The organism is Caballeronia sp. PC1 (assembly GCF_021353155.1).
GTDB classification, from domain to species: domain Bacteria; phylum Pseudomonadota; class Gammaproteobacteria; order Burkholderiales; family Burkholderiaceae; genus Caballeronia; species Caballeronia cordobensis.
The window spans coordinates 762,895-782,584 of the sequence record NZ_JAJUBH010000002.1 but is presented as its reverse complement, the minus strand read 5'-3'; the positions used below and the strand labels follow the sequence as shown (position 1 = coordinate 782,584).

Sequence of the window (19,690 nt, the reverse complement as noted above, 5' to 3'; positions counted from 1 at the left end):
GCGCGGCTTCGCGTGCGAGCCGGCTTACAGGGAAGTACCAATAAACGTTTTCGGGCGCGATGGGCAACCATCGGCGAAAATTTTTTGAGCTTGATAATTCGAAATGAATTGCCTATGAACGCTGCCAATAGGCAATAGATACCCATGCGGCAGCGCGCCGGCGATGCGCGGCGCGCAATGCCGCACGCGTGCGTTTCGACGCGTGTCCATGTCGACGCGCAGCGCGCGCCCTCACTCCGCCCGGCTGGGTCCGCAACGGCGCTCAGACGCGATAGAACTCGATGTCCTGGCCCGCGTGCACCGCGCGCTTGAGCCACTCGGGCATATCGCCGAGGCCGTCCCACGTGTCGCCATTCGCGTTGCGGAATATCGGCACGGCGCTGCCTGCCGATTGCGGCATCAAAGGCAGCTGCGGCATCGGCCGCTTCGTCTTGGGCACGCCATGAGCCCCGTTGGTCTTGGTGAAGGAGGGCGGTGGCGTCGCCGCCGCCGGCGCTTCGGCCAATGCTTCGGCCAACGCTCCTTCCGTAATGCCGAACTCAGCCATTCGGCTACGCAAATACGCAATGATGCTGTCTCGCTTTCTTTCGTCCACGGCTTTCCTGATTCAACTTTTTGATTTTCAGAGGACGAACCGAAACCCCGCGCGGACCGGGGCGGTTCGATGACTTGAATATATGTGTTTTATGAAGCGTGACGCAGGGCCTGCCTCACGTCAATTAGTGTATTTACCGCACGCCTATTAATTCGCCCGGCGACTTTGCCTTTAATGCGGGCATTGCCCCGAATGCGAACGTTCGCCCGCTCAAACGCCGCCGGACGGACGCGCGCAACGCGAACGCGCGGAAAGTCTCGACGGGGAGCCACGAACCGGAGGCGAAGCCAGTGCCGCCGATGCAGCATGGCGGCCGAAAACCTCGCTTAACTCTATTGTATGCTGCTTGCGCCAACTGTTAAATCGTTTTAACGGCTATGTTGTTCCCCAGGTAATTCCGCACCGTGGGCGCGAATGGCGGCAATCAGTTCCGCCGGCGTAATTTCATAACGCACTTCGCGGTGAATGCCGGGTTTGCGCTCGTCGATTTCAATGAGCAGGACGGCTTTGCCGTCCGCCGCCGGTTCGAGGCGCAGCGAACGCACTTCCTGTCCGCTGGCGTCGTCGTATTCCGTCAGGAGCGTCATGGCGCCGGTGGCGGCGCTTCTCGGTATCGACATTCTTCCTCCCGTCTTGCGACGTCGTTGTTGTTGTTTCGCCGCGCCATCCACCAGCGTGCACGAAATTCGGGCGCGCTGCGCAAGGTATCGGCTAGGCGAATAGAGCAGACGCGAAAGGCGGCGCGGCCCGCGCCGCCCTCCGGTATCTCATTATTGCCTGTCAAAAGCGCGCCCGTCCAGCGTCTGACTTTTGGCAGGCTTGCGACCCCGAATTTTACTCAGGCGGCGCCGGCGATCGCGTCGCGCGCCTGGCTCGCGATCTCGAACGAGCGCAGGCGCGCCCGGTGGTCGAAGATCTGCGCGGTAATGATGAGCTCGTCGGCCTGAGTCTGGGCGATCACCGAGCGCAGGCCGGCCTCCACGTCGGCCGCGTCTCCCACGACGGAACACGCGAGCGAATGCTCGACGCCCGCGCGCTCGGCGTCCGTCCACGCGATGGCGTTCGTCGGCGGCGGCAACTGGCCCGGCGTGCCACGGCGCAGATTGATGAATTGCTGTTGCAGCGACGTGAACAGAAAGTGCGCTTCGTCGGCGGTATCGGCGGCGAAGACGTTCACGCCGACCATCGCATAAGGCTTTTTCAGGGTCGCGGAGGGCCGGAACTGCGCGCGATAGACCTCCAGCGCGGTCAGCAGATAATCCGGCGCGAAATGCGATGCGAACGCGAACGGCAGGCCGAGCGCGGCGGCGAGCTGCGCGGAAAAGAGCGACGAGCCGAGCAGCCAGATCGGCACATGCAGGCCCGCGCCGGGCACCGCGCGCACGCGCTGGCCTTCGACCGGATCGGCGAAATAGCGTTGCAGTTCGACGACATCGTCCGGAAACGAGTCAGCGCTGCCTTGCAGATCGCGGCGCAGCGCCCGCGCGGTGGTCTGGTCGGTGCCGGGCGCGCGGCCGAGGCCGAGATCGATGCGCCCTGGAAACAGCGAGGCGAGCGTGCCGAACTGCTCCGCGATCACGAGCGGCGCGTGATTCGGCAGCATGATGCCGCCCGAACCGACGCGAATCGTCGACGTGCCCGCCGCGATATGGCCGATCACGACGGAGGTCGCCGCGCTGGCGATGCCCGTCATGTTGTGATGTTCGGCGAGCCAGTAGCGCAGATAGCCCCAGCGCTCGGCGTGGCGGGCGAGATCGAGCGAATGAGCGAAGGCGTCGGCCGGTGTCGCGCCGAGCGGAACCGGAGAAAGGTCGAGTAGCGAAAAGGGGATCATTGCGGCTTTCCGAAAGCGTGGCGATGCGCGATGCGGATCGCGCCGCGGGCCACGCGCTGAAAAAACCGATTGTGCCGAAACTCGGCGAAGTCTGCCGGATCGGTCAGGCGAGCCGTGGATAGCCCCGCGAAATCGCGTCGCGTTCGAGCGCGAGGATCGGTTCGTAGTCGGCGAGCGTGCGCTTTGCCACGCCCTTGAGCCGCAGCCGCCGGGCGAGCGGGGCGTCGCGGTCGAGCGCATCGGCGAGGGCGCGAAAAAGTATGTCGAGGGCGTCTTGCGGCACGCGCGCCGACGCGATGAAGGGCAGCGCGCCCGCGCTGGCCGTCATGCCGATCACGCGCGCGCGCCCGGCGAGTTCCGGCAGATGCGCCTGCGCGAACGCATACGTGACGCAATCGATCGCAGCGACATCCGCGCGGGCGTCCGCGAGCGCGCGCAGCGACGCGAGATGCGCGCCGGTTTTCGTCACCGAGGCGAAAAACCGTCCGTCGTGCGCGAACGGGGCGACCGCGTGGCGCAGGAAGTTCATGCCGCTGTTGGAATCGTCGTCGTTATAGACGGCGCGCAGGCCGCGGCAGGCTTCAAGCGACTGCGCTTCCCCATGCGCGCCCGCGACGATCACGCTGCGATACGTGCCGTCCTCGCAGCCGGGCGCGTCGAAGTCGGGCGTCGCGACGAGCCGCACGCGATTCGCGAGCGCATGCACCAGCGGATAGCCGCAGGTCTGCGACAGCAGCACGTCGTCGCGCAGCCAGAATGCGGTGAGATCCGGACCCGGATCGACGATCTCGAGCGTATCGCCGCGCTCACGCAGCCAGTCAGCGAGACCGTCGCGGACATGCGCGAGCAGCGCGCGCCAGTCGTCGGCGAGCGCGGGCGTGACGTTGTACATCGGCAGGGCGGCGATCCAGTGCATGCGCGCAATCGTACAGGGCGGCGCGTCAGCTCGCGAGGCGGGCCGTGTCGCGGCCACGTGCGGCTTCGTTGCGGCCGGCGTCCGCGCCTGGCGCGGCGAATGGATGCACCGGCTCGGCACCTTGCGCGAACGCGTGGCGGCGCGCCCATTCGCCGTATCCCCGCACGATGAAACCGCCGTTGCTCGCGCGATAAGCGTCGCGCCGGCGCGCATAGATCTCGCCGAGCGCGAACCACGGCACGCCGGGCAGGTCGTGATGTACGGCGTGATAGTTGTTGTTGAGAAAGAGCAGCCGCCACGGCCACGCGGCTTCGTTGACGACCGTGCGTTCGCTTTCGCGCTCCGCCGCGCGATGCTCCTGAAACGAGCGCACCGAAGCCAGCGCGAGCGATGCATAGCCGACGCCGAACACGAACGCGCGCCACGGAATGCCGCAGCGGGATTCGAGCCAGCCCGCGAGCAGCGCGAGCAAGGCCAGATGCACGGCCCAGCTCGCGACGATCCGCCAGCGTCCTTCCGCTACCGCCTGCGCCGCTTCCCGCCACGACGCCGCGATCGAGAACCACGGTCCGATCAGCATGCGTCCCGCGAAGGTATTGCGCGCGGCGAGCGCGGCGCGCAGGACGGGGCCGGCGCTCGCCCATTGCGCGGGCGTCACGTAGTAGCTCTCGGGATCGCGGGCGGGGTCGGTGAGATGCGCGTCGTCGTGATGGCGCAGATGCGATTCGCGATAGACCTCGTATGGAAACCACACCGCGAGCGGCGCGAGACCGAAAAGCATGTTGACGAGCGGCCAGCGCGTCGGATGCGCGTGAATCAGCTCGTGCTGCAGCGACATGTACCAGCACGAAAGCACCGCGAGCAGCGCGACGGAAGGCACGAGCCCGAGCGTGCGCGCATTGAGCGCGACGCCGAACCAGCCGCCGTAGATCGCCGCAATCACCATCCACGTCGGCCATTCGCTGCGCCAGCCGAAAGTGTCGCGCCGGCGCTGGAGTTCCTGGCGTTGGTCGTCGTCGAGATAGCGGGGCATGGCGGACTTGAACAATGGCGAAGGGCCATCCTAGCGGGGCGCTTCATCCGTCCAAACCAACGATTCCGCCTAAGGTTTTCGCGATCGGCGAATAAGCTTCGATGACGAAACCGAATATTGGCCACGCTTTTGCGCACGGTATTCTTTGTCCCTTTAATACCCATCGCGCCCCCATGCACGAGCCGATCGAGCCGCACCGCACCCTGCCGCGCAAATCCGCGCGCCTCATCGCCGGACTGATCGCGTTCAATGTGCTCGCGTGGGTCTGGGCGCTCATCGCGTTCCGTCACCATCCGCTGCTGCTCGGCACGTCGCTGCTCGCGTATTCGCTCGGCCTGCGCCACGCGGTCGACGCCGACCACATCGCCGCCATCGACAACGTCACGCGCAAGCTGATGCAGGAAGGCAAGCGCCCGCTGTTCGCCGGCTTGTTCTTCTCGCTCGGCCATTCGACGATCGTCATCGCGGCCACCGCGCTGATCGCCGCGACCGCCCTCGCCGTGCAGGGAAGCTTCGCTGAATTTCGCGAGATCGGCGGGATCATCGGCACGTCGGTGTCGTCGCTCTTTCTGTTCGCCATCGCCGCGATGAACCTCTTCGTGCTGCGCGGCGTGTGGCGCGCATTCCGGCGCGTGCGGCGCGGCGAAGCGTGCCGCGACGAAGACATCGACCTGCTCGCCGCCGGCGGCGGCCCGCTCGCGCGTCTCGCGCGGCCGCTTTTCCGGCTGATCGGCAAGAGCTGGCATATGTATCCGCTCGGCTTTCTGTTCGGGCTCGGTTTCGACACGGCAACCGAAATCGGCCTGATGGGCATCGCGGCGGCCGAAGCGGCGCGCGGCATGTCCGTCTGGCCGATTCTCGTGTTTCCGGCGCTCTTCACGGCGGGCATGTCGCTCATCGACACCGCCGACAGCCTGCTGATGACGCGCGCCTACGGCTGGGCGTTCGTGAAGCCGGTCCGCAAGCTGTACTACAACCTCACCGTCACGTTCGCCTCGGTGCTGATCGCGGTGCTGGTCGGCGGCATCGAGGCGCTCGGGCTGATCGCGGACCGGCTGCAGCTGAAGGGCGGGCTGTGGGATCTGGCCGCGTCGCTGTCGGAGCACTTCGGCGTGCTGGGCTATGGCATCGTCGGCGTGTTCGCTGCCTGCTGGCTCGTGTCCGTGCTGATCTACAAATGGCGCGGCTATGAAACGCTGGATGGCGGCATCGCCCGGTAAGCCGCTAGGCATTCTTCGTGCTTCGTGGATGCGCCAGCCGCTCATCCACTTCCCGTATCGAGCGGCGTTCAGGGAGAACGATCATGAACGAGCCGCAAGCCGGGGCGAACTCGCCGAATCTCGATAGCGCCGAACAGGAACAGGCCGCCGAGCATTCCGCGCCACATCCGCTCGTGATCCACGAGATCGTGCGCGAAGAGGGCGAAGTGGCGATGGAGCGGACCTTCGGCGCGCTCATGTGGTCGGCGCTCGCGGCAGGCCTCTCGATGGGCTTCTCGTTTCTCGTCCAGGCGATACTCGAAAGCGCGCTGCCGGAAACCGGCTGGCGCGGATTGGTGTCGAGCTTCGGCTACACCATCGGTTTCGTGTTCGTGATTCTCGGACGCCAGCAGCTTTTCACCGAAAGCACGCTGACGGCGGTGCTGCCCGTGCTCACGCGGCGCGATATCAGGACGCTGATCAAGGCGCTGCGGCTCTGGGCGATCGTGCTGTTCTTCAATCTCGTGGGCACGACGATTTTCGCCGCCATCCTGCAGATTCGCGGCGTGTTCTCGCCGGAAGTCGGCGACGCGCTCGCCCACCTTTCGATGATGCCGCTTTCCGCCGATTTCGGCGTGACGCTGGTGCGCGGCGTGTTTTCCGGCTGGCTCATCGCGCTGATGGTGTGGCTCCTGCCGAGCGCACGCGCTGGGCGGCTGCTCACGATTCTGCTCGTGACCTACACCGTTGCCGTGAGCAAGCTCACGCACGTGATCGCCGGATCGGTCGAATCGGCCTATGCGGTGATGATCGGCGCGGCCAGCCTCTCCGATTACTTCCTCGTGTTTCTCGTGCCGACCTTCATCGGCAACGTGATCGGCGGCGTGTCGCTGGTCGCGATCGTCAACCATGCGGCGATCGCGCCGGAGATCACGAGCCTGCCGCGGGCACGCCGCGACTGAAAGGCTTGCGGCTTACTTGTTGCTCCCCGCGCCCGTGCCGTACAGACCATTGCCGAAACCGGTGGTGCCGTCCGGCTTCTGGTCCTTGCCGGCGGTCGCGGCGCGTCCCTTCGCGGCGTCCTTCGACTGCGGCTTGTGCGATTCGTGCATCGGCGTGCCCGAGGGCTCGCTGCGCGCGCTCGAATCCGACTGACGCTGCTCCTGCGCGCCGGCCCCGCCGCCGCTCGTGATCTGCGCGACGCCGTACGTGCTGAACGCCGCGACGACGCTGGCGACGATCGCGTTCGCGAGCATCGGCCAGAACCGGCGCGCTCCGTGCGCACGCTCGTGACGATGGATGGACATGACGACTCCCGGCAAGATCGAAAGACTTGCTTTCGAGCAGGAACGATGCCAGGCCGGCTAGGCGCGTTCGAGCCGCGCGTGTCATGACACATCGTGAGTTCGCAGGCCGTTGCCCGCCCGGCTCGTCACGAGACACGGGCGTCAACGATGGGATCGCGCCGCGGCGCGAGTGGCGAAAGCGGTGGTTCAGGCCGCTTTCGCCCAGAGCCTGTTGGTCGATTTCCTGCGGCTGCCCGAACCGTCGCGCGGACCGCTGTCGACGGTATCGAGCGCAATGCGCAGCGCTTCGATACGCTGCTTCTGCGCCGGAACGAGCGCATAGCCTTTCGTCACGGCCGCAAGACGCTCGCGCCAGTATTCGACGTTGAGCGTGCCTGAAGCCTGCTTGTGCATCGTGCGGAGCTGCGCGAGCGCGCGCTCGATATGCTGAAGCTCAATATCGGCCAATGCCGAGGGCAAAAGGCTGCCCGCGGCCTCGCTTTTCTTCTTTTTCATGTGGTCTTCCTCTCGGCCATGCGGCGCGCCATCCCAACTTCGGATTTGCGCACCGTTCAGGCACCCCGTTCACCCGCGCTATTTTTTGAACCCGTCGCGGGTGGCCCTTGCTCTTTTCTTCGGATGACCGACCGTGGCCCTGATCAATGGGTCCGATCGTTAGCAAAAATGTACGCAAGGCGAGCCCGGAGGCTCCGTCTGTCATCGCACACTCGTGCGAGCGGACCGGGGAATTTCGATGTTGCGCCGCGAGAGGGGCGGCGCCACGAGCGCGAGGCGGCGCTTATTCGTCGTGCCCGGCCGTGCGCTTGCCGCTGCGGCCGATCTGCTCTTCCATCGCGAGATCGAGCTTGCTGACCTTGCGCGGCTTGGCCGGCTCGCGCGCGTTGACGAACGCGACGAACTCGTCCATCGGCATCGGCTCGGAGAGCTTCTTCGAGCCTTCGGCCGAGCGCTCGGCGAGATAGAAGTAGCCGCCGGGCATGGAGATGGCGGCGTAGCTGGCGTTGCCGGTGCGCGTTTTGAGCCGTTCGACGGCGCTGATGGCTTTGGTCGAGCGCATGGTTTACTTGTCCGTCGAGTCCTGGCTCGGCGTGTCCGACGGCGCGCACTTCTTGCCCGCGCCCTCGATCCACAGATTCGACGGATGACGCTTGCCCGGATAGAAGCGATACGTGGTCTCGCCGTTGTCGTAACGCACCTTGATGACGTTCGAGTCGCCGAATTCCAGCATCACGCCTTGCGGAATGGCGGTCTGCTGATATTTCGCGTCGTGCTTCCTGGCTTCGTCGGCGATACATTGCACGATGCCGTTCACCTTGTTCTGAGTCGACGATTTTTCGACTTCGGGTTGTCCGGCGTCTTCGTTGTGAAACTGGGCGCAGGCGGCGAAAAGCACAGGCAGCGCGAGCGCCGCGGCGAGTTTTTTCATGGTGTTTCCCGTTTTGTCTCGGTGTGCCGAACACGACATTAGAGCACAAGCCCTTTACAGTCCGGTCAGGTTCGCGGGGATGCTGGCGAGCGTTGCTGAAGGCGGCGCAGCAAGGGCCGCGCCCGCGTTGCGCATCACGCGTCCGGCGGCACGCCGAGCAGCGGCAGCGCCCCGCCGACGATGCCCGAGAACACCGGCCCGGCGACCGTGCCGCCGTAGTAGGTGCCGCCCGTGGGCTCGTCGATCATCACGGCGACGATCACGCGCGGATCGCTCATCGGCGCAATGCCGACGAACGACGCGCGGTACTTGTTCGCCGCGTACGAGCGCCCGACCTGCTTGCGCGCGGTGCCCGTCTTGCCGCCGACGCGATAGCCGTCGACCGCCGCCGCGCGCCCGGTGCCATGATCGCCGATCGCCATTTCGAGCATGTTGCGCACGGCTTTCGCCGTTGCGGGCTTCGTCACTTCGAGCGGCGCCCGGCGCGTTTCGCCCTGAATCAGCGTCGCGGGATGAAAGCGGCCATCGCCCGCGTAGGCGGTGTAGATCTGCGCGATCTGCACGAGCGAGAGCGACAGGCCGTAGCCGTAGGCCATCGTCGCCTGCTCGATCGGCTTCCAGCGCTCGGGCGTGCGCAGCCGGCCGGTCGCCGCGCCCGGAAAGGTCAGCTCGGGCGCGCGGCCGATGCCGTAATCGCGATACTTGTCCCAGATCGTCTGCGCGGGAATCTGCAGCGCGAGCTTCGTCAGCGCGACGTTGCTCGACATCTGCACCGCCTCGGCCACGGTGATGACGCCGTGGTTCGACGTGTCGTGAATCACGTTCGGGCCGATCTTCATGCTGCCCGGCGCCGTGTCGATGCGCGTTTCGGGCCGCACCTTGCCCAGATCGATCGACAGCGCGGCGACGAGCGGCTTGATTGTCGAGCCGGGCTCGAAGGTGTCGGTGAGCGCGCGGTTGCGCAACTGCTCGCCGGTCAGGCGCGCGCGGTCGTTCGGATCGAAGCTCGGATAGTTGGCGAGCGCGAGCACTTCGCCGTTTTTCGCATCGAGCACGACGACGCTGCCCGCGCGCGCCTTGTGCTTCGCGATTGCCGCCTTCAGTTGCGAATGCGCAAGCTGCTGGATGCGCCGGTCGATGGTCAACTGAATGGTCTCGCCGTTCTGCGGCAGCGCCGGCTCGCCGATCTGCGACACGACGCGCCCGAGGCGGTCGCGGATCACTTCGCGCTGGCCGGCTTCGCCCGTGAGACGCGCGTCGGCGGCAAGCTCGACGCCTTCCTGACCGTGATCTTCGTTGTTGGTGAAGCCGACCACGTGCGCCGCCGATTCGCCTTCGGGATAGAAGCGCTTCGTGTCCGGCACGAGCGTGATGCCCGCGCGCCCGATCGTCGCGATGCGCTCGGCGGTTTCGGCTTCCACCTGCCGTTTGAGCAGCACGAACGCGCGGTTGCCGTCGATGCGCCGCTGCAGTTCTTTCGGCGGCATGTCGAGCAGACGCGCGATTTCATTGCCGTGATCACCGTCGAAGAGTTTCGGCGACAGCCACACTTCGTAGGTGGCGAGGCTCACGGCCAGCATCGCGCCGTTGCGATCGACGATGCGCCCGCGCGTCGCCGACAGCGCCAGCGTGCGCTGATAACGCTTCTGTCCTTCGCCGAGATAGAACTTGTGGTCGATCACCTGCACCCACAGCGCGCGCCCGGCGAGCGCCATGAAGGCCGCCGTCACGCCGATGAGCACGAGCCGCGAGCGCCACGCGGGCAGGGTATGCACGAGCACCGTGCTGCGATGATGCGTCTGGAAATCACTGCCGCCGCGCGTCTTCTTCTTGAACATCGTGATCTTGTGATTTAGCTTGGTTGTGCCGGGCGCAATGCGCGCTCAAGGCAGGCGCGCGAGCGCGGCGTCGAGATCGGCGTTATCCGGCAGACGAATGCCGAGCTCGGTTTCGAGGACGCGGCGCAGCGCGGGCACATCGCCGAGTTCGCGATGCGTGCTGCCTTCGTGTTCGTCGTGCACCGAAAAACGCCGGTTGAGCAGGCCGAAGCGCTTGCCCGGCGCGAGGCGCGCGGCAAGCAGGTTGTGCAGGAAAATCGACTGCGGATACGTGGACACGAAATGGTTGGCCATGTCGTAGTCGGCGTCATACTGCGGGTCGAGGTCGAAGCGGTATACATTCGTCCACGCGCCGTTCACGAGCGCCTTCAGGATAAAGGCGGCCGGTTCGCCGCCCGCGTCGTCGAGACGAAATGCGCCGTGAGGCGTGATCTGTTCGAGGCCGGTCTGAAGGGCGAGCGGCGCGGAGAGCGTCATGCCGCCGAAGCCGACATCGGCGAGAAAGGTGCCTTCGTCGGCATCGACGAGCAGCAGCATGTGCGTGCGCGCGGGCATGTCGGGCGCGTCGCGGCCCCACAGGACACGGCCCGCGAAGCCGCGCACGCGAAAACCCAGCGTCGTCAGGACGCTGCGAAACAGCAGATTGTGTTCGTAGCAGTAGCCGCCGCGACGGCTCGCGACGAGCTTGTGCTGGATCGATTCGAGATCGAGCCTGACGGGACGGCCGAGCAGCACGTCGAGATTTTCGAAGGGAATCGCCTGGGGATGCAGCAGATGCAGCGCGCGCAGGGTATCGAGCGTCGGCGCGGGCCGGGCGGGGCCGCCAAAGCCGATGCGCTCGAAGTATGCGGTAAGGTCGATGGAAGTGTCGTGTGCGTTCATGGGTGTGCCGGCCTTTGGGGTCATCGATGTCGCAATGTCCGCGCGCTCGGTCGCAGGCGCGCATATTTTACGACACGAAAGGTTAAAAATTACAAAATGCATACATTTTTCGACGCGTTCGCTTGCGGCGCGTCGTCCGAATGAACTGTGCCGCATCGATGCAGGTCTTTCCAGGTTCAAAGCGCAACTGACAAGGGGCGACACGCCATGCAGAACGAAGCGAACGAATCGAAACAGTCGAACCAAGCGGAGCCCGCGTGCGAGACATGCGCCGGCAAGCATCCCGCGCCGCCTTGCACGCTCGTGATCTTCGGGGCGGGCGGCGATCTCACCAAGCGCCTTCTGATGCCGTCGCTCTACAACCTGTCCGCCGACAAGCTGCTCGACGACAGCATGGAAATCATCGGCGTGAATCACGGCGAGCGCGAGACGTCCGAATGGCGCGACGAGCTCACGCAGTCGCTGCGCACGTTCGCGTCGGACAAGGCGGCGACCTTTCACACGTCGCAACTGAACGAGGACGCGTGGAACTGGGTCGCCGGACGGCTCGAATATTTTGGCGGGGAATTCGAGGAAGACGAGACCTTCGCGCGGCTGAAGGCGCGGCTCGCCAAGGCGAAGTCGGGCAACGTCGTGTTCTATCTCGCGGTCGGCGCGCGCTTCTTCGAGCCGATCATCAAGCATCTCGGCGCGGCGGGGCTGCTCGAAGAGAAGGACGGGCGCTTCAGGCGCATCGTGATCGAAAAGCCTTTCGGCAGCGATCTCGCGTCCGCGCAGGAACTGAACCGCTGCCTGCTCGAATTCGCGGATGAATCGCAGGTGTATCGCATCGACCATTTTCTCGGCAAGGACACGGTGCAGAGCATTCTCGCCGTGCGCTTCGCCAACGCGATGTTCGAGCCCGTCTGGCGGCGCGAGTACATCGACAACGTGCAGATCACCGCGGCGGAGACGATCGGCGTGGAAGGGCGCGGCCGGTTCTACGAGCAGACGGGCGCGTTTCGCGACATGCTGCCGAACCATCTGTTCCAGTTGCTCGGCATGGTGGCGATGGAGCCGCCCAATTCGTTCGACGCCGAATCCGTGCGCGACCGCAAAGCCGAAGTCTTCGATGCGATCCGCCCGCTCACGGCGAACGATGTCGTGCTCGGCCAGTACGAAGCGGGCCCGGCCGGTCCGGGCTACCGGGAAGAGGCGGGCGTCGCGAAGGACAGCCGCACCGAGACCTATGCGGCGGCGCGCGTGTATGTCGAAAACTGGCGCTGGGCGGGCGTGCCGTTTTATCTGCGCACCGGCAAGCGCCTGACCGAGCGGCGCACGGAAATCGCCGTGCAACTGAAGGCCGTGCCGTTTCTGCTCTTTCGCGACACGCCCGTCGATGCCCTCACGCCGAACGTTTTCACGCTGCGCATCGATCCCGAGCACGGCACGAGCTTCGACTTCAACGTGAAGGTGCCGGGCCCGCTCATGCAGATCGGCAAGGTGCGCTCGAGATTCAGCTACGCCGATTTCTTCGCGGAGCGCGCGAACGTCGGCTACGAGACGCTGCTCTACGACTGCATGCTCGGCGACGCGACGCTCTTTCAGCGCGCCGACAGCATCGAGACGGCGTGGGCGGCGGTCGATCGCGTGCTGCATCCGGACAGTCCGCTCGCCGTGCACGGCTATGCGGCGGGCAGCGCCGGACCGGAGGCGGCCGATCAACTGCTGGCGCAGGACGGCCGCGTGTGGCGGTCGCTCACCGATCCGCACAAGAAAGACTGATCTCATCCATCCAAGAACGACAAGCAAAAGGACAACGAGCGTGAGCACAGCATCCAAAGCCAGACACAAGACGCACGTCACCGCCGACAAACTCGCGATCAAGGCCGAGCGCATCCTCGCGATCGATATCGGCGGGACCGGGCTGAAGGCCGCGATCATCTCGGAAGACGGCGAGATGAAGAGCGATCGCGTGCGCGTGGCGACGCCGCATCCGGCGAAACCCGACGTGGTCGTCGAGACGCTGATCGAGCTGGTGAAGCCGATCGTCGCCGAGCCGCCGACGCATATTTCCATCGGTTTTCCGGGCGTCGTGCGCGACAACGTGGTCGTGACCGCGCCGAATCTCGGCACCACGCAATGGCGCGGCGTGCCGCTCGCGCAGTTGCTCGCCGAACGGCTCGGCAACGTGCCCGCGCGCATGATCAACGACGCCGACATGCAGGGGCTTGCGGCAATCGAAGGGCACGGCATCGAGATGGTGCTGACGCTCGGGACCGGCGCGGGCACCGCGCTTTTCCGCGATGGCGAGCTGATGCCGCATCTGGAGCTCGCGCATCATCCGGTCGCGAAGGACAAGACCTACGACGAATATATCGGCAACGCGGCGCGCGAGAAGGCGGGCAAGAAGCGCTGGAGCCGGCGCGTGGAAAAGATCATCGGTATTCTCGCGACGCTCGTGAACTACGACCGTCTGTGGATCGGCGGCGGTAATGCGGCGCACATCAAGTTCAAGCTGCCCGACAACGTGGCGATCGTGTCGAACGCGGCGGGCATCGAAGGCGGCGCGCGGCTGTGGCATCCGCGCTCGGTGCGCGAGACGCGCCAGTTGCCGCACTTCAACCAGCGTGAAGGGGCGAACTGATGAACGCAAAGGGCAAATACGGCCTCTTCAGCGCGACCGGCGACGGCGCCGCGGCGTTCGACGCGCTCGCGCATGCGGAGCTCGTCGTGACGGACTGCGACGGCACGCTGCTGTACACCGACAAGGCGCTCGGTCAGCCCGCCATCGACGCGGTGCGCCGCCTGCTTGACGCCCGCGTGCGCTTCACCGTGGCGAGCAGCCGGCCGGGCAAGGGCATGCGGCATATCGTCGAGGCGCTCGGCGTCGACATGCCGTACGCGTCGTATAACGGCGGCAGCCTGGTGCGGCCGCAGACGTGGGAACTGCTGTCGTCGCACAAGCTGCCGCGCGATGTCGTGCAGACGTCGCTGGAAATGTTCGCCGCCGCGAATGTCGATGTGTGGGTCTTCATCGACGATAACTGGTATCTCACGAATCCCGACGCGACCTACGTGCCGCTCGAAACCCGCACGGTCGGCTACGCGGGCGTGCGCGTCACGCGTTTCGACGACGTCGATCTCGGCGCGGTCGACAAGATCGTCGGCTCGACGGCGGATACGGCGCACCTCGCACAGGTCGAAGCCGACTTGCAGAAGGCGCTGGAAGGGCGCGGCCACGCGGCGCGCTCGCAAACCTACTACCTCGACGTGACGAGCCTCGAAGCGAACAAGGGCACGGCGGTGCGCGAACTCGCGCGGATCGCGAACGTGCCGCTCGAACGCGTGGCCGTGCTCGGCGACATGGGCAACGACATGGCGATGTTCGAGATCGCGGGGGTATCGATTGCGATGGGACAGGCGTCGGAAACCGTGCAGCGTCGCGCGAGCCTGGTCTCGAAAAGCAACGACGAAGACGGCTTCGCGATCGGCATCGACGCGCTGCTGGCGGCGCGGCACGAGGCGCGAAACGGGTAAAGCGGGCAGAGTGGGCATCGACGCGAGGCGCCGCCAGCGTGGCGAAGCGCGAGGCGTCGAAGTACAGGGCGATCCGCGAAAGGGTTCAGAAGCGTGCGCTGCGGATCAGGCTCACGCCGGTTGCATGACTACGAGGTGAATCAGCGACGGCGCATCGGTGCGCGCGGTCCGCCGCCGCTTGCGCGTTCGTCCTTGTGACGGAAGTTGATGCGGCCCTTGGTCAGGTCGTACACCGAGAGTTCCAGCGTCACGCGGTCGCCGGCGAGAATGCGGATGTGGTTCTTGCGCATGCGGCCCGAGGCGTACGCGCCCACGACGACGCCGTTGTCCAGCGTCACGCGGTAGCGGCTGTCGGGAAGCACTTCGTCAACGATGCCGTCGAGTTCGATGAGTTCTTCTTTCGCCATATGGGGCTCCTGTGGTCAGTTGTAATGGGTGCTGCTGTACACGATGGACATTGCGCGTTTCACGCCAATGAATGCCCGCGCCGGACTGCCCGGCGCAATCGTCGCGGCGATTGGTGAGAGGCGATGCAAAGCGCGGCCTGGCACGCCCGGCACGATCAAACGTGCCCTTCGGAGCGCGCCGCGTCTCGCTTTCAGGCTCGTCGTGAGCTTGACGGCATAGGCCGGACGACCGTGCATGCCGCGTTGGCGGCGCGCCGTGGCCGGCATGACCGGGGCGGCGACATCGGCGTACAGCGAGCCGACGTGCGGTGTGAAACGAAAAACGATGAATCCGGGAAGTGAGCGCGCTTGCGGTACGCTTACGTCATATGCGGTCGAGGGGCCAATTTGCAAGGCCTGCCGACATTTTCGCGCAAATCGGTTGATTAGACAACGAATTTCGTTGAAAGGTTCCGGTTTGGCCGCCAGCCGTTGAGCCGGAGACGCGGTGGGCGCGGTGGGCGCTATAGCCATCCGGCCTTCCTGAAGCGCCAGTAGAGCACGACATCGACGACGAGCATCACTCCGAGCACCGCCGGATAGCCGTATGCCCAGTCGAGTTCCGGTATTCGATGGAAGTTCATGCCGTAGATGCCGGCGATCATCGTCGGCACGGCGAAGAGCGCGGCGAACGAGCCGAGGCGCTTGGTCACTTCGCTCTCCGCGAGCGCGATCAGCCCGAGATTCACCTGGATCGCCGTGACGATCATTTCGCGCCGCCCCTCGATGGTCTTCACGATGCGCAGCAAGTGATCGTACACGTCGCGGAAATATTCCTGCATGCCGGAACAGACGCCGGGCGAGCGGCCGCCATACAGTTTGCTGACAGCTTCGAGCAGCGGCGCGGTGTGATGCTGAAGAATCGTCATGCGGCGTTTCAGCGAATACAGATCCTCGATGATCTCGCGCGATTCCACCGAGCCCTTCTGCTCGAAGATGCGCTCTTCCACTTCGTCCACTTCCGCGCCGAGCGTTTCGAGCACGGGGAAGTAGCGATCGACGACCGCATCGAGCAACGCATACATCACGAACGCGGGCCCGTGCTTGAGCAGATGCGGCTCGCGCTCGCAGCGCTTGCGCACTTCCTGAAAGCCTTGCGTCGTGCGATTGCGCACCGAGAGCACGTAGTTCCTGCCGACGAACACGTTCATTTCGCCGACGAGCACGTCGCCTTCTTCATCGAACTCGACCGTATGGAAGACGGCGAACAGCGAGTCGCCATATTCCTCGATCTTAGGCCGCTGATGGCCATGTTGCGCGTCTTCGACCGCCAGTTCGTGCAGTCCGAACTGATGCGTCATGTGCGCGAGCTCGCCGGGACCGGGCTCTTTCAGTGCAACCCAAATGAAAGAGTCGGGCAGGTCCCGATACGCGTTGATATCGTCGATCTCGACGTCGGCGAGCTTGCGGCCGTTCTGATAAGCCGCGCAATTGACCAGCATGAGGCGCCCTTTATAGTTATGTCGATGTGACGGGCCACGCGTCGACGGGCGCTCGAAGTCGCATGATTCGCTTGGGGCGCGAGCGCGTGGCCTCCGTCTTCGAATCTTAGCCGGACATGCGAGGTGTTGCCAGCGAGCGAGCATCTCCTGCCGCTCGTTGCGTGCAGTCAGTTCGAAGCGTAGTCGAGACTGTGCTCCGACGGCGCCGGCAGCGACGCCACGTGCGTGGCTTGCGAATCGAATTTGGTGAGCTTGCCCTCGACCGTCGCACCGATATCCATGCGCAGCTTCTGGTAGAAGATGTTGCCCGTCACGCGCGCGTTCGACTGAAGTTCGACGAAATGCGCGACGGTGACATCGCCGGTGACGCAGCCGTTGATGATGACATCGTAGGCGCTGACATTGCCGCGAATCGCGCCCTGGTCGCTGATGACGAGCAGCGTTTCTTCGCCGGGGCGGCCCGTCACGTTGCCCGTGACCTGGCCGTCCATGCGCAGGCCTTCGCTGAACTCGAGATCGCCCGAGATATGGACGTTATGCGCGACGAGCGTCGCGAGCTTGGCGAGCTTGACGTTGTTGGGATCTTTCTTCGACGAGAACATGTCGGGTCCTTGTGATGCGGTAAAAGGGTTGCGTGAAGCGCGCTGCTCAGCGGGATCAGTTGGGTCCGCGCTGTTTCTTGAGGAACGCGAGGTCTGTTTGCAGGCGCTGAATGTCGGCGGCGCTGTCCTTCACCCGTTGTTCGAGCGAGGCGCGGCTCGCCGCTTCCTGCTCGAAGGCGAACTGTGCGTGCGCGAGCTGGTCGCGCAGCTTTTGTTCAGAGACGGGCGGCGCGCAGAGCGTATCGAGCTTGCGCACTTCTTCGTGCGAGCGCTTGAGCGCGAAGCCCGCGGCGGCGAGCGCCGCGATCGCGCACACCGCCGCGATCGCGCCCAGCCAGATGCCGCCGCCGCGCTTGGGCGTAAGCGAATAGGACTGGCGCGTGAGCTGCGAGCGCCGCTTCGAATCAACTTTGCGCATTCGGCTTGCGCTTGAAGAGCGCGAGGTAAGGATTGGGATTGATCTGCGCGCCGTCGACGATCACTTCGAAATGCAGGTGCGGGCCCGTGGAGCGCCCGGTCGAACCGACCTCCGCGATTTCCTGCTGCGGCATCACGTAGTCGCCGGTCTTCACGAGCAGGCGCGACGCATGCCCGTAGCGCGTCACCATGCCGTTGCTGTGGCGAATATCGACCGCATTGCCGTAGCCGTTGCGCTCGCCCGCCTGCACGACGCGTCCGCCCGCGCTCGCGAGAATCGGCGTGCCGGTCGGCGCGACGAGATCGACGCCCGGATGAAAGCTCAGACGCCCGGTGAACGGATCGTAACGATTGCCGTAAGGCGAGCCGCTGCGCGAGCCGGGCGCCGGATCGCGGCCGGGAAACGCCATGTACGAGGCGTAGTGAGCGAGCGTCTGCGTCTGCAGTTGCGAGACTTCGTCGTTCAGACAATCGATGACGCGCTGCGAGCCCTTGAGGCGCTGACGCGGCGTGCCGCTGCTTGCGCGCGCGGTGTCGCACAGGCGTGGCGGCAGCGCCGGCCCGCCCGCGCCGTCGAGCGCCGCGTTGCCTTCCTCGCTGTCCGGCAGCGGTGGCACATCGTGTACGCCGGGGGCGCTCGCGCCGCCGTGCGCGGCCTTCAGGCGGTCGTCGAAATCGTGCAGTTCGTGAACCTGCGCGGACAACCCCTCGACGCGCGGCGTGAGCTGGATCAGCGCGGCGTTCAGACGGCCGAGTTCCTCGATCTCGTACGAGCGGCGCGACATCAGCGCCTGCTCTTCGCCGAGATGGCTGCGGGCGAACATCGTGCCGATCGCGATGCCGAGCGCGAGCGCGGCGATCAGAAGCGCAAAGGCGCCGATGATCGCGATGGCGCGCGCGGTGCGCGCTTCCACGAAACGGATGCGCTGGCGGGACATGGTCCGCCGTGACCAGATGACGAAAGCCATCAGCGCGGGCGGCGGCTCAAGAGGCCGGCAGAGGAAAAACTAGGAAAATTCACGGAGGGAGTGCGCCGCGCTCTCCACGGCAAAACAATGAAACTGGGCGGCGATTATGCCGCATGCTTCATCGGCTGGTCATGTTTAAACAGGATATCGAAGCAAAATTCCACGATTTTGTGCGGTTAAATTTTGTCGCGTGCAAGCGGTGAGGTTCGCTAGCACGTTTATTTCGTCTGCGCTGTCATAAAACTTCGATTGATCAGGATGACTTGACGTCGACCCATGCCATCTGCTGGCCATCGCCCATCAGGAAAGCGCGATTCGCTTCCGCCGCCGCGCGCAGATAGTCCCACACGGCGGTGATGCGCTTCAGCTTGCGCAAGTCCTCGCGGCACGACAGATAAAAGGCGCGCGTGACGACGATCTCGTCGGGCAGAACGGGCACGAAGCGCGGATCGGGCGAGGTCATGAAACACGGCAGGATCGCGAGCGCGCGCCCTTGCAGCGCGGCGAAGTACTGCGCGATCGCGCTCGTGCTGCGCCAGCGCGACACCGCGCCCGGCACGGCGCGTTCGAGATACAGCAACTCGTAGCTGAAGGCGAGATCGTCGATATAGCTTGCGAAGCGATGCCGGCGCAGGTCCTCGGCGCCGCGGATCGGCTCGTGCGCGTCGAGATACTCGGCCGTTGCGTAGAGCTTGAGCCGGTACTCGCAGAGCTTCGTGTAGACGTACTGGCCCTGCTCGGGGCGCTCCAGCGTCACCGCGATGTCCGCCTCGCGCTTCGAGAGGCTCACGAAATGCGGCACCGGCAGCAGGTCGATGGAAATGTTCGGATGCGCGTCCTGAAAGCGCGCGAGCTGCGGCGCGAGAAAGAAGCAGCCGAAGCCCTCCGTCGAGCCGACGCGCACATGACCCGACAACGCATGCCCTGTATTGGCGATCTGCTCGGTGGCCGACTGCACCGTCGTCTCGATCGAATCGACGAAGCCGAGCAGGCGCTGGCCTTCGGCGGTCAGAATGAATCCGCCGCTGCGCGACTTGTCGAACAGGAGGGTGCCGAGCGCGTCTTCGAGCGCCCGGACGCGCCGCGCGACCGTCGTGTAATCGACGCCGAGGCGCTTGGCCGCGCCGCTCGCGCGCTGCGTGCGGGCGACTTCGAGAAAGAAGCGCAGGTCGTCCCAGTTGAGGCGGGCCAGGTCGAGTTTGCCGGGACTTTGCATGGCGTTTTTTTGCATATCGATCGGGTGTTTTTATAGTGCCATGATGGACT

Annotated in this window: 23 protein-coding genes; 5 read left to right on the top strand and 18 right to left on the bottom strand. The window is 65.3% G+C overall.

Annotated elements, in window-relative coordinates; all coding sequences use genetic code 11:
• Positions 1–262: 262 nt before the first annotated feature.
• From LY284_RS19435 to LY284_RS19415, 5 genes are all read right to left on the bottom strand, one after another.
• Positions 263–517, bottom strand: coding sequence for a hypothetical protein (locus LY284_RS19435; protein ID WP_375294270.1), 255 nt, complete (start codon positions 515–517; stop codon positions 263–265).
• A gap of 446 nt (positions 518–963) precedes the next feature.
• Complete coding sequence (locus LY284_RS19430) at positions 964–1,182, bottom strand: hypothetical protein (protein WP_041731739.1); 219 nt, start codon at positions 1,180–1,182, stop codon at positions 964–966.
• Between the two features lie 251 nt (positions 1,183–1,433).
• A complete protein-coding gene (locus tag LY284_RS19425; protein ID WP_053569517.1) occupies positions 1,434–2,429 on the bottom strand; it encodes an LLM class flavin-dependent oxidoreductase in 996 nt (331 codons plus the stop codon).
• Positions 2,430–2,532: 103 nt separating this feature from the next.
• Positions 2,533–3,345 carry a phosphate/phosphite/phosphonate ABC transporter substrate-binding protein gene (locus tag LY284_RS19420; protein WP_233387663.1) on the bottom strand — a complete coding sequence of 271 codons (813 nt, stop codon included), beginning with the start codon at positions 3,343–3,345 and terminating at the stop codon, positions 2,533–2,535.
• Positions 3,346–3,370: 25 nt separating this feature from the next.
• Complete coding sequence (locus tag LY284_RS19415) at positions 3,371–4,378, bottom strand: fatty acid desaturase (protein WP_233387662.1); 1,008 nt, start codon at positions 4,376–4,378, stop codon at positions 3,371–3,373.
• A gap of 173 nt (positions 4,379–4,551) precedes the next feature.
• Between LY284_RS19415 and LY284_RS19410 the strand changes: the two genes are divergently transcribed.
• Positions 4,552–5,598 (top strand): HoxN/HupN/NixA family nickel/cobalt transporter, encoded by a 1,047-nt coding sequence (locus LY284_RS19410; protein ID WP_233387661.1) that lies wholly within the window; start codon positions 4,552–4,554, stop codon positions 5,596–5,598.
• A gap of 83 nt (positions 5,599–5,681) precedes the next feature.
• A complete protein-coding gene (locus LY284_RS19405) occupies positions 5,682–6,539 on the top strand; it encodes a formate/nitrite transporter family protein (RefSeq protein ID WP_233387660.1) in 858 nt (285 codons plus the stop codon).
• A gap of 12 nt (positions 6,540–6,551) precedes the next feature.
• Here the strand turns inward: LY284_RS19405 and LY284_RS19400 are convergent, their stop codons facing one another.
• From LY284_RS19400 to LY284_RS19375, 6 genes are all read right to left on the bottom strand, one after another.
• Positions 6,552–6,884, bottom strand: coding sequence for a beta-xylosidase (locus tag LY284_RS19400; RefSeq protein WP_233387659.1), 333 nt, complete (start codon positions 6,882–6,884; stop codon positions 6,552–6,554).
• A 186-nt stretch (positions 6,885–7,070) separates the two neighbouring features.
• On the bottom strand, positions 7,071–7,379 hold the full coding sequence (locus LY284_RS19395) for a hypothetical protein (RefSeq protein ID WP_014250979.1): 309 nt from the start codon (positions 7,377–7,379) through the stop codon (positions 7,071–7,073).
• Between the two features lie 283 nt (positions 7,380–7,662).
• Positions 7,663–7,941 (bottom strand): hypothetical protein, encoded by a 279-nt coding sequence (locus LY284_RS19390; protein ID WP_233387658.1) that lies wholly within the window; start codon positions 7,939–7,941, stop codon positions 7,663–7,665.
• 3 nt (positions 7,942–7,944) lie between these two features.
• Positions 7,945–8,310: a hypothetical protein gene (locus LY284_RS19385; RefSeq protein WP_014250977.1), complete on the bottom strand. Its 366-nt coding sequence runs from the start codon at positions 8,308–8,310 to the stop codon at positions 7,945–7,947.
• Positions 8,311–8,444: 134 nt separating this feature from the next.
• The gene (locus LY284_RS19380; RefSeq protein ID WP_233387657.1) at positions 8,445–10,148 is read right to left on the bottom strand and encodes a penicillin-binding protein 2; all 1,704 of its coding nucleotides are present in this window, start codon (positions 10,146–10,148) and stop codon (positions 8,445–8,447) included.
• 45 nt (positions 10,149–10,193) lie between these two features.
• The gene (locus tag LY284_RS19375) at positions 10,194–11,030 is read right to left on the bottom strand and encodes an arylamine N-acetyltransferase (RefSeq protein ID WP_233387656.1); all 837 of its coding nucleotides are present in this window, start codon (positions 11,028–11,030) and stop codon (positions 10,194–10,196) included.
• A 207-nt stretch (positions 11,031–11,237) separates the two neighbouring features.
• Here LY284_RS19375 and zwf point away from each other — a divergent pair, with 207 nt between their 5' ends.
• From zwf to LY284_RS19360, 3 genes are read left to right on the top strand one after another with little or no spacing between them, the layout of a single operon-like run.
• Positions 11,238–12,794 carry a glucose-6-phosphate dehydrogenase gene (gene zwf / locus LY284_RS19370; protein WP_233387655.1) on the top strand — a complete coding sequence of 519 codons (1,557 nt, stop codon included), beginning with the start codon at positions 11,238–11,240 and terminating at the stop codon, positions 12,792–12,794.
• Positions 12,795–12,834: 40 nt separating this feature from the next.
• Positions 12,835–13,656, top strand: coding sequence for an ROK family protein (locus LY284_RS19365; RefSeq protein ID WP_375294269.1), 822 nt, complete (start codon positions 12,835–12,837; stop codon positions 13,654–13,656).
• Positions 13,656–14,549: an HAD family hydrolase gene (locus tag LY284_RS19360; RefSeq protein ID WP_233387654.1), complete on the top strand. Its 894-nt coding sequence runs from the start codon at positions 13,656–13,658 to the stop codon at positions 14,547–14,549. Before LY284_RS19365 ends, LY284_RS19360 begins: the two co-directional genes overlap by 1 nt.
• A gap of 140 nt (positions 14,550–14,689) precedes the next feature.
• Here LY284_RS19360 and infA read toward each other — a convergent pair whose 3' ends face one another.
• The 7 genes from infA to LY284_RS19325 form a co-directional block, all read right to left on the bottom strand.
• Positions 14,690–14,956 (bottom strand): translation initiation factor IF-1, encoded by a 267-nt coding sequence (gene infA / locus LY284_RS19355; RefSeq protein WP_035507474.1) that lies wholly within the window; start codon positions 14,954–14,956, stop codon positions 14,690–14,692.
• Between the two features lie 15 nt (positions 14,957–14,971).
• Positions 14,972–15,469 (bottom strand): hypothetical protein, encoded by a 498-nt coding sequence (locus LY284_RS19350; RefSeq protein ID WP_156903127.1) that lies wholly within the window; start codon positions 15,467–15,469, stop codon positions 14,972–14,974.
• A complete protein-coding gene (gene corA / locus LY284_RS19345) occupies positions 15,460–16,437 on the bottom strand; it encodes a magnesium/cobalt transporter CorA (RefSeq protein ID WP_014250970.1) in 978 nt (325 codons plus the stop codon). The genes LY284_RS19350 and corA overlap by 10 nt, the downstream gene beginning before the upstream one ends.
• Positions 16,438–16,604: 167 nt before the next feature.
• On the bottom strand, positions 16,605–17,039 hold the full coding sequence (locus tag LY284_RS19340) for a polymer-forming cytoskeletal protein (protein WP_014250969.1): 435 nt from the start codon (positions 17,037–17,039) through the stop codon (positions 16,605–16,607).
• A 55-nt stretch (positions 17,040–17,094) separates the two neighbouring features.
• Positions 17,095–17,457 (bottom strand): hypothetical protein, encoded by a 363-nt coding sequence (locus LY284_RS19335; RefSeq protein WP_014250968.1) that lies wholly within the window; start codon positions 17,455–17,457, stop codon positions 17,095–17,097.
• A complete protein-coding gene (locus LY284_RS19330; protein WP_085952654.1) occupies positions 17,444–18,394 on the bottom strand; it encodes a M23 family metallopeptidase in 951 nt (316 codons plus the stop codon). Before LY284_RS19330 ends, LY284_RS19335 begins: the two co-directional genes overlap by 14 nt.
• Positions 18,395–18,677: 283 nt before the next feature.
• Complete coding sequence (locus LY284_RS19325) at positions 18,678–19,640, bottom strand: LysR family transcriptional regulator (protein WP_233387653.1); 963 nt, start codon at positions 19,638–19,640, stop codon at positions 18,678–18,680.
• Positions 19,641–19,690: the final 50 nt, after the last annotated feature.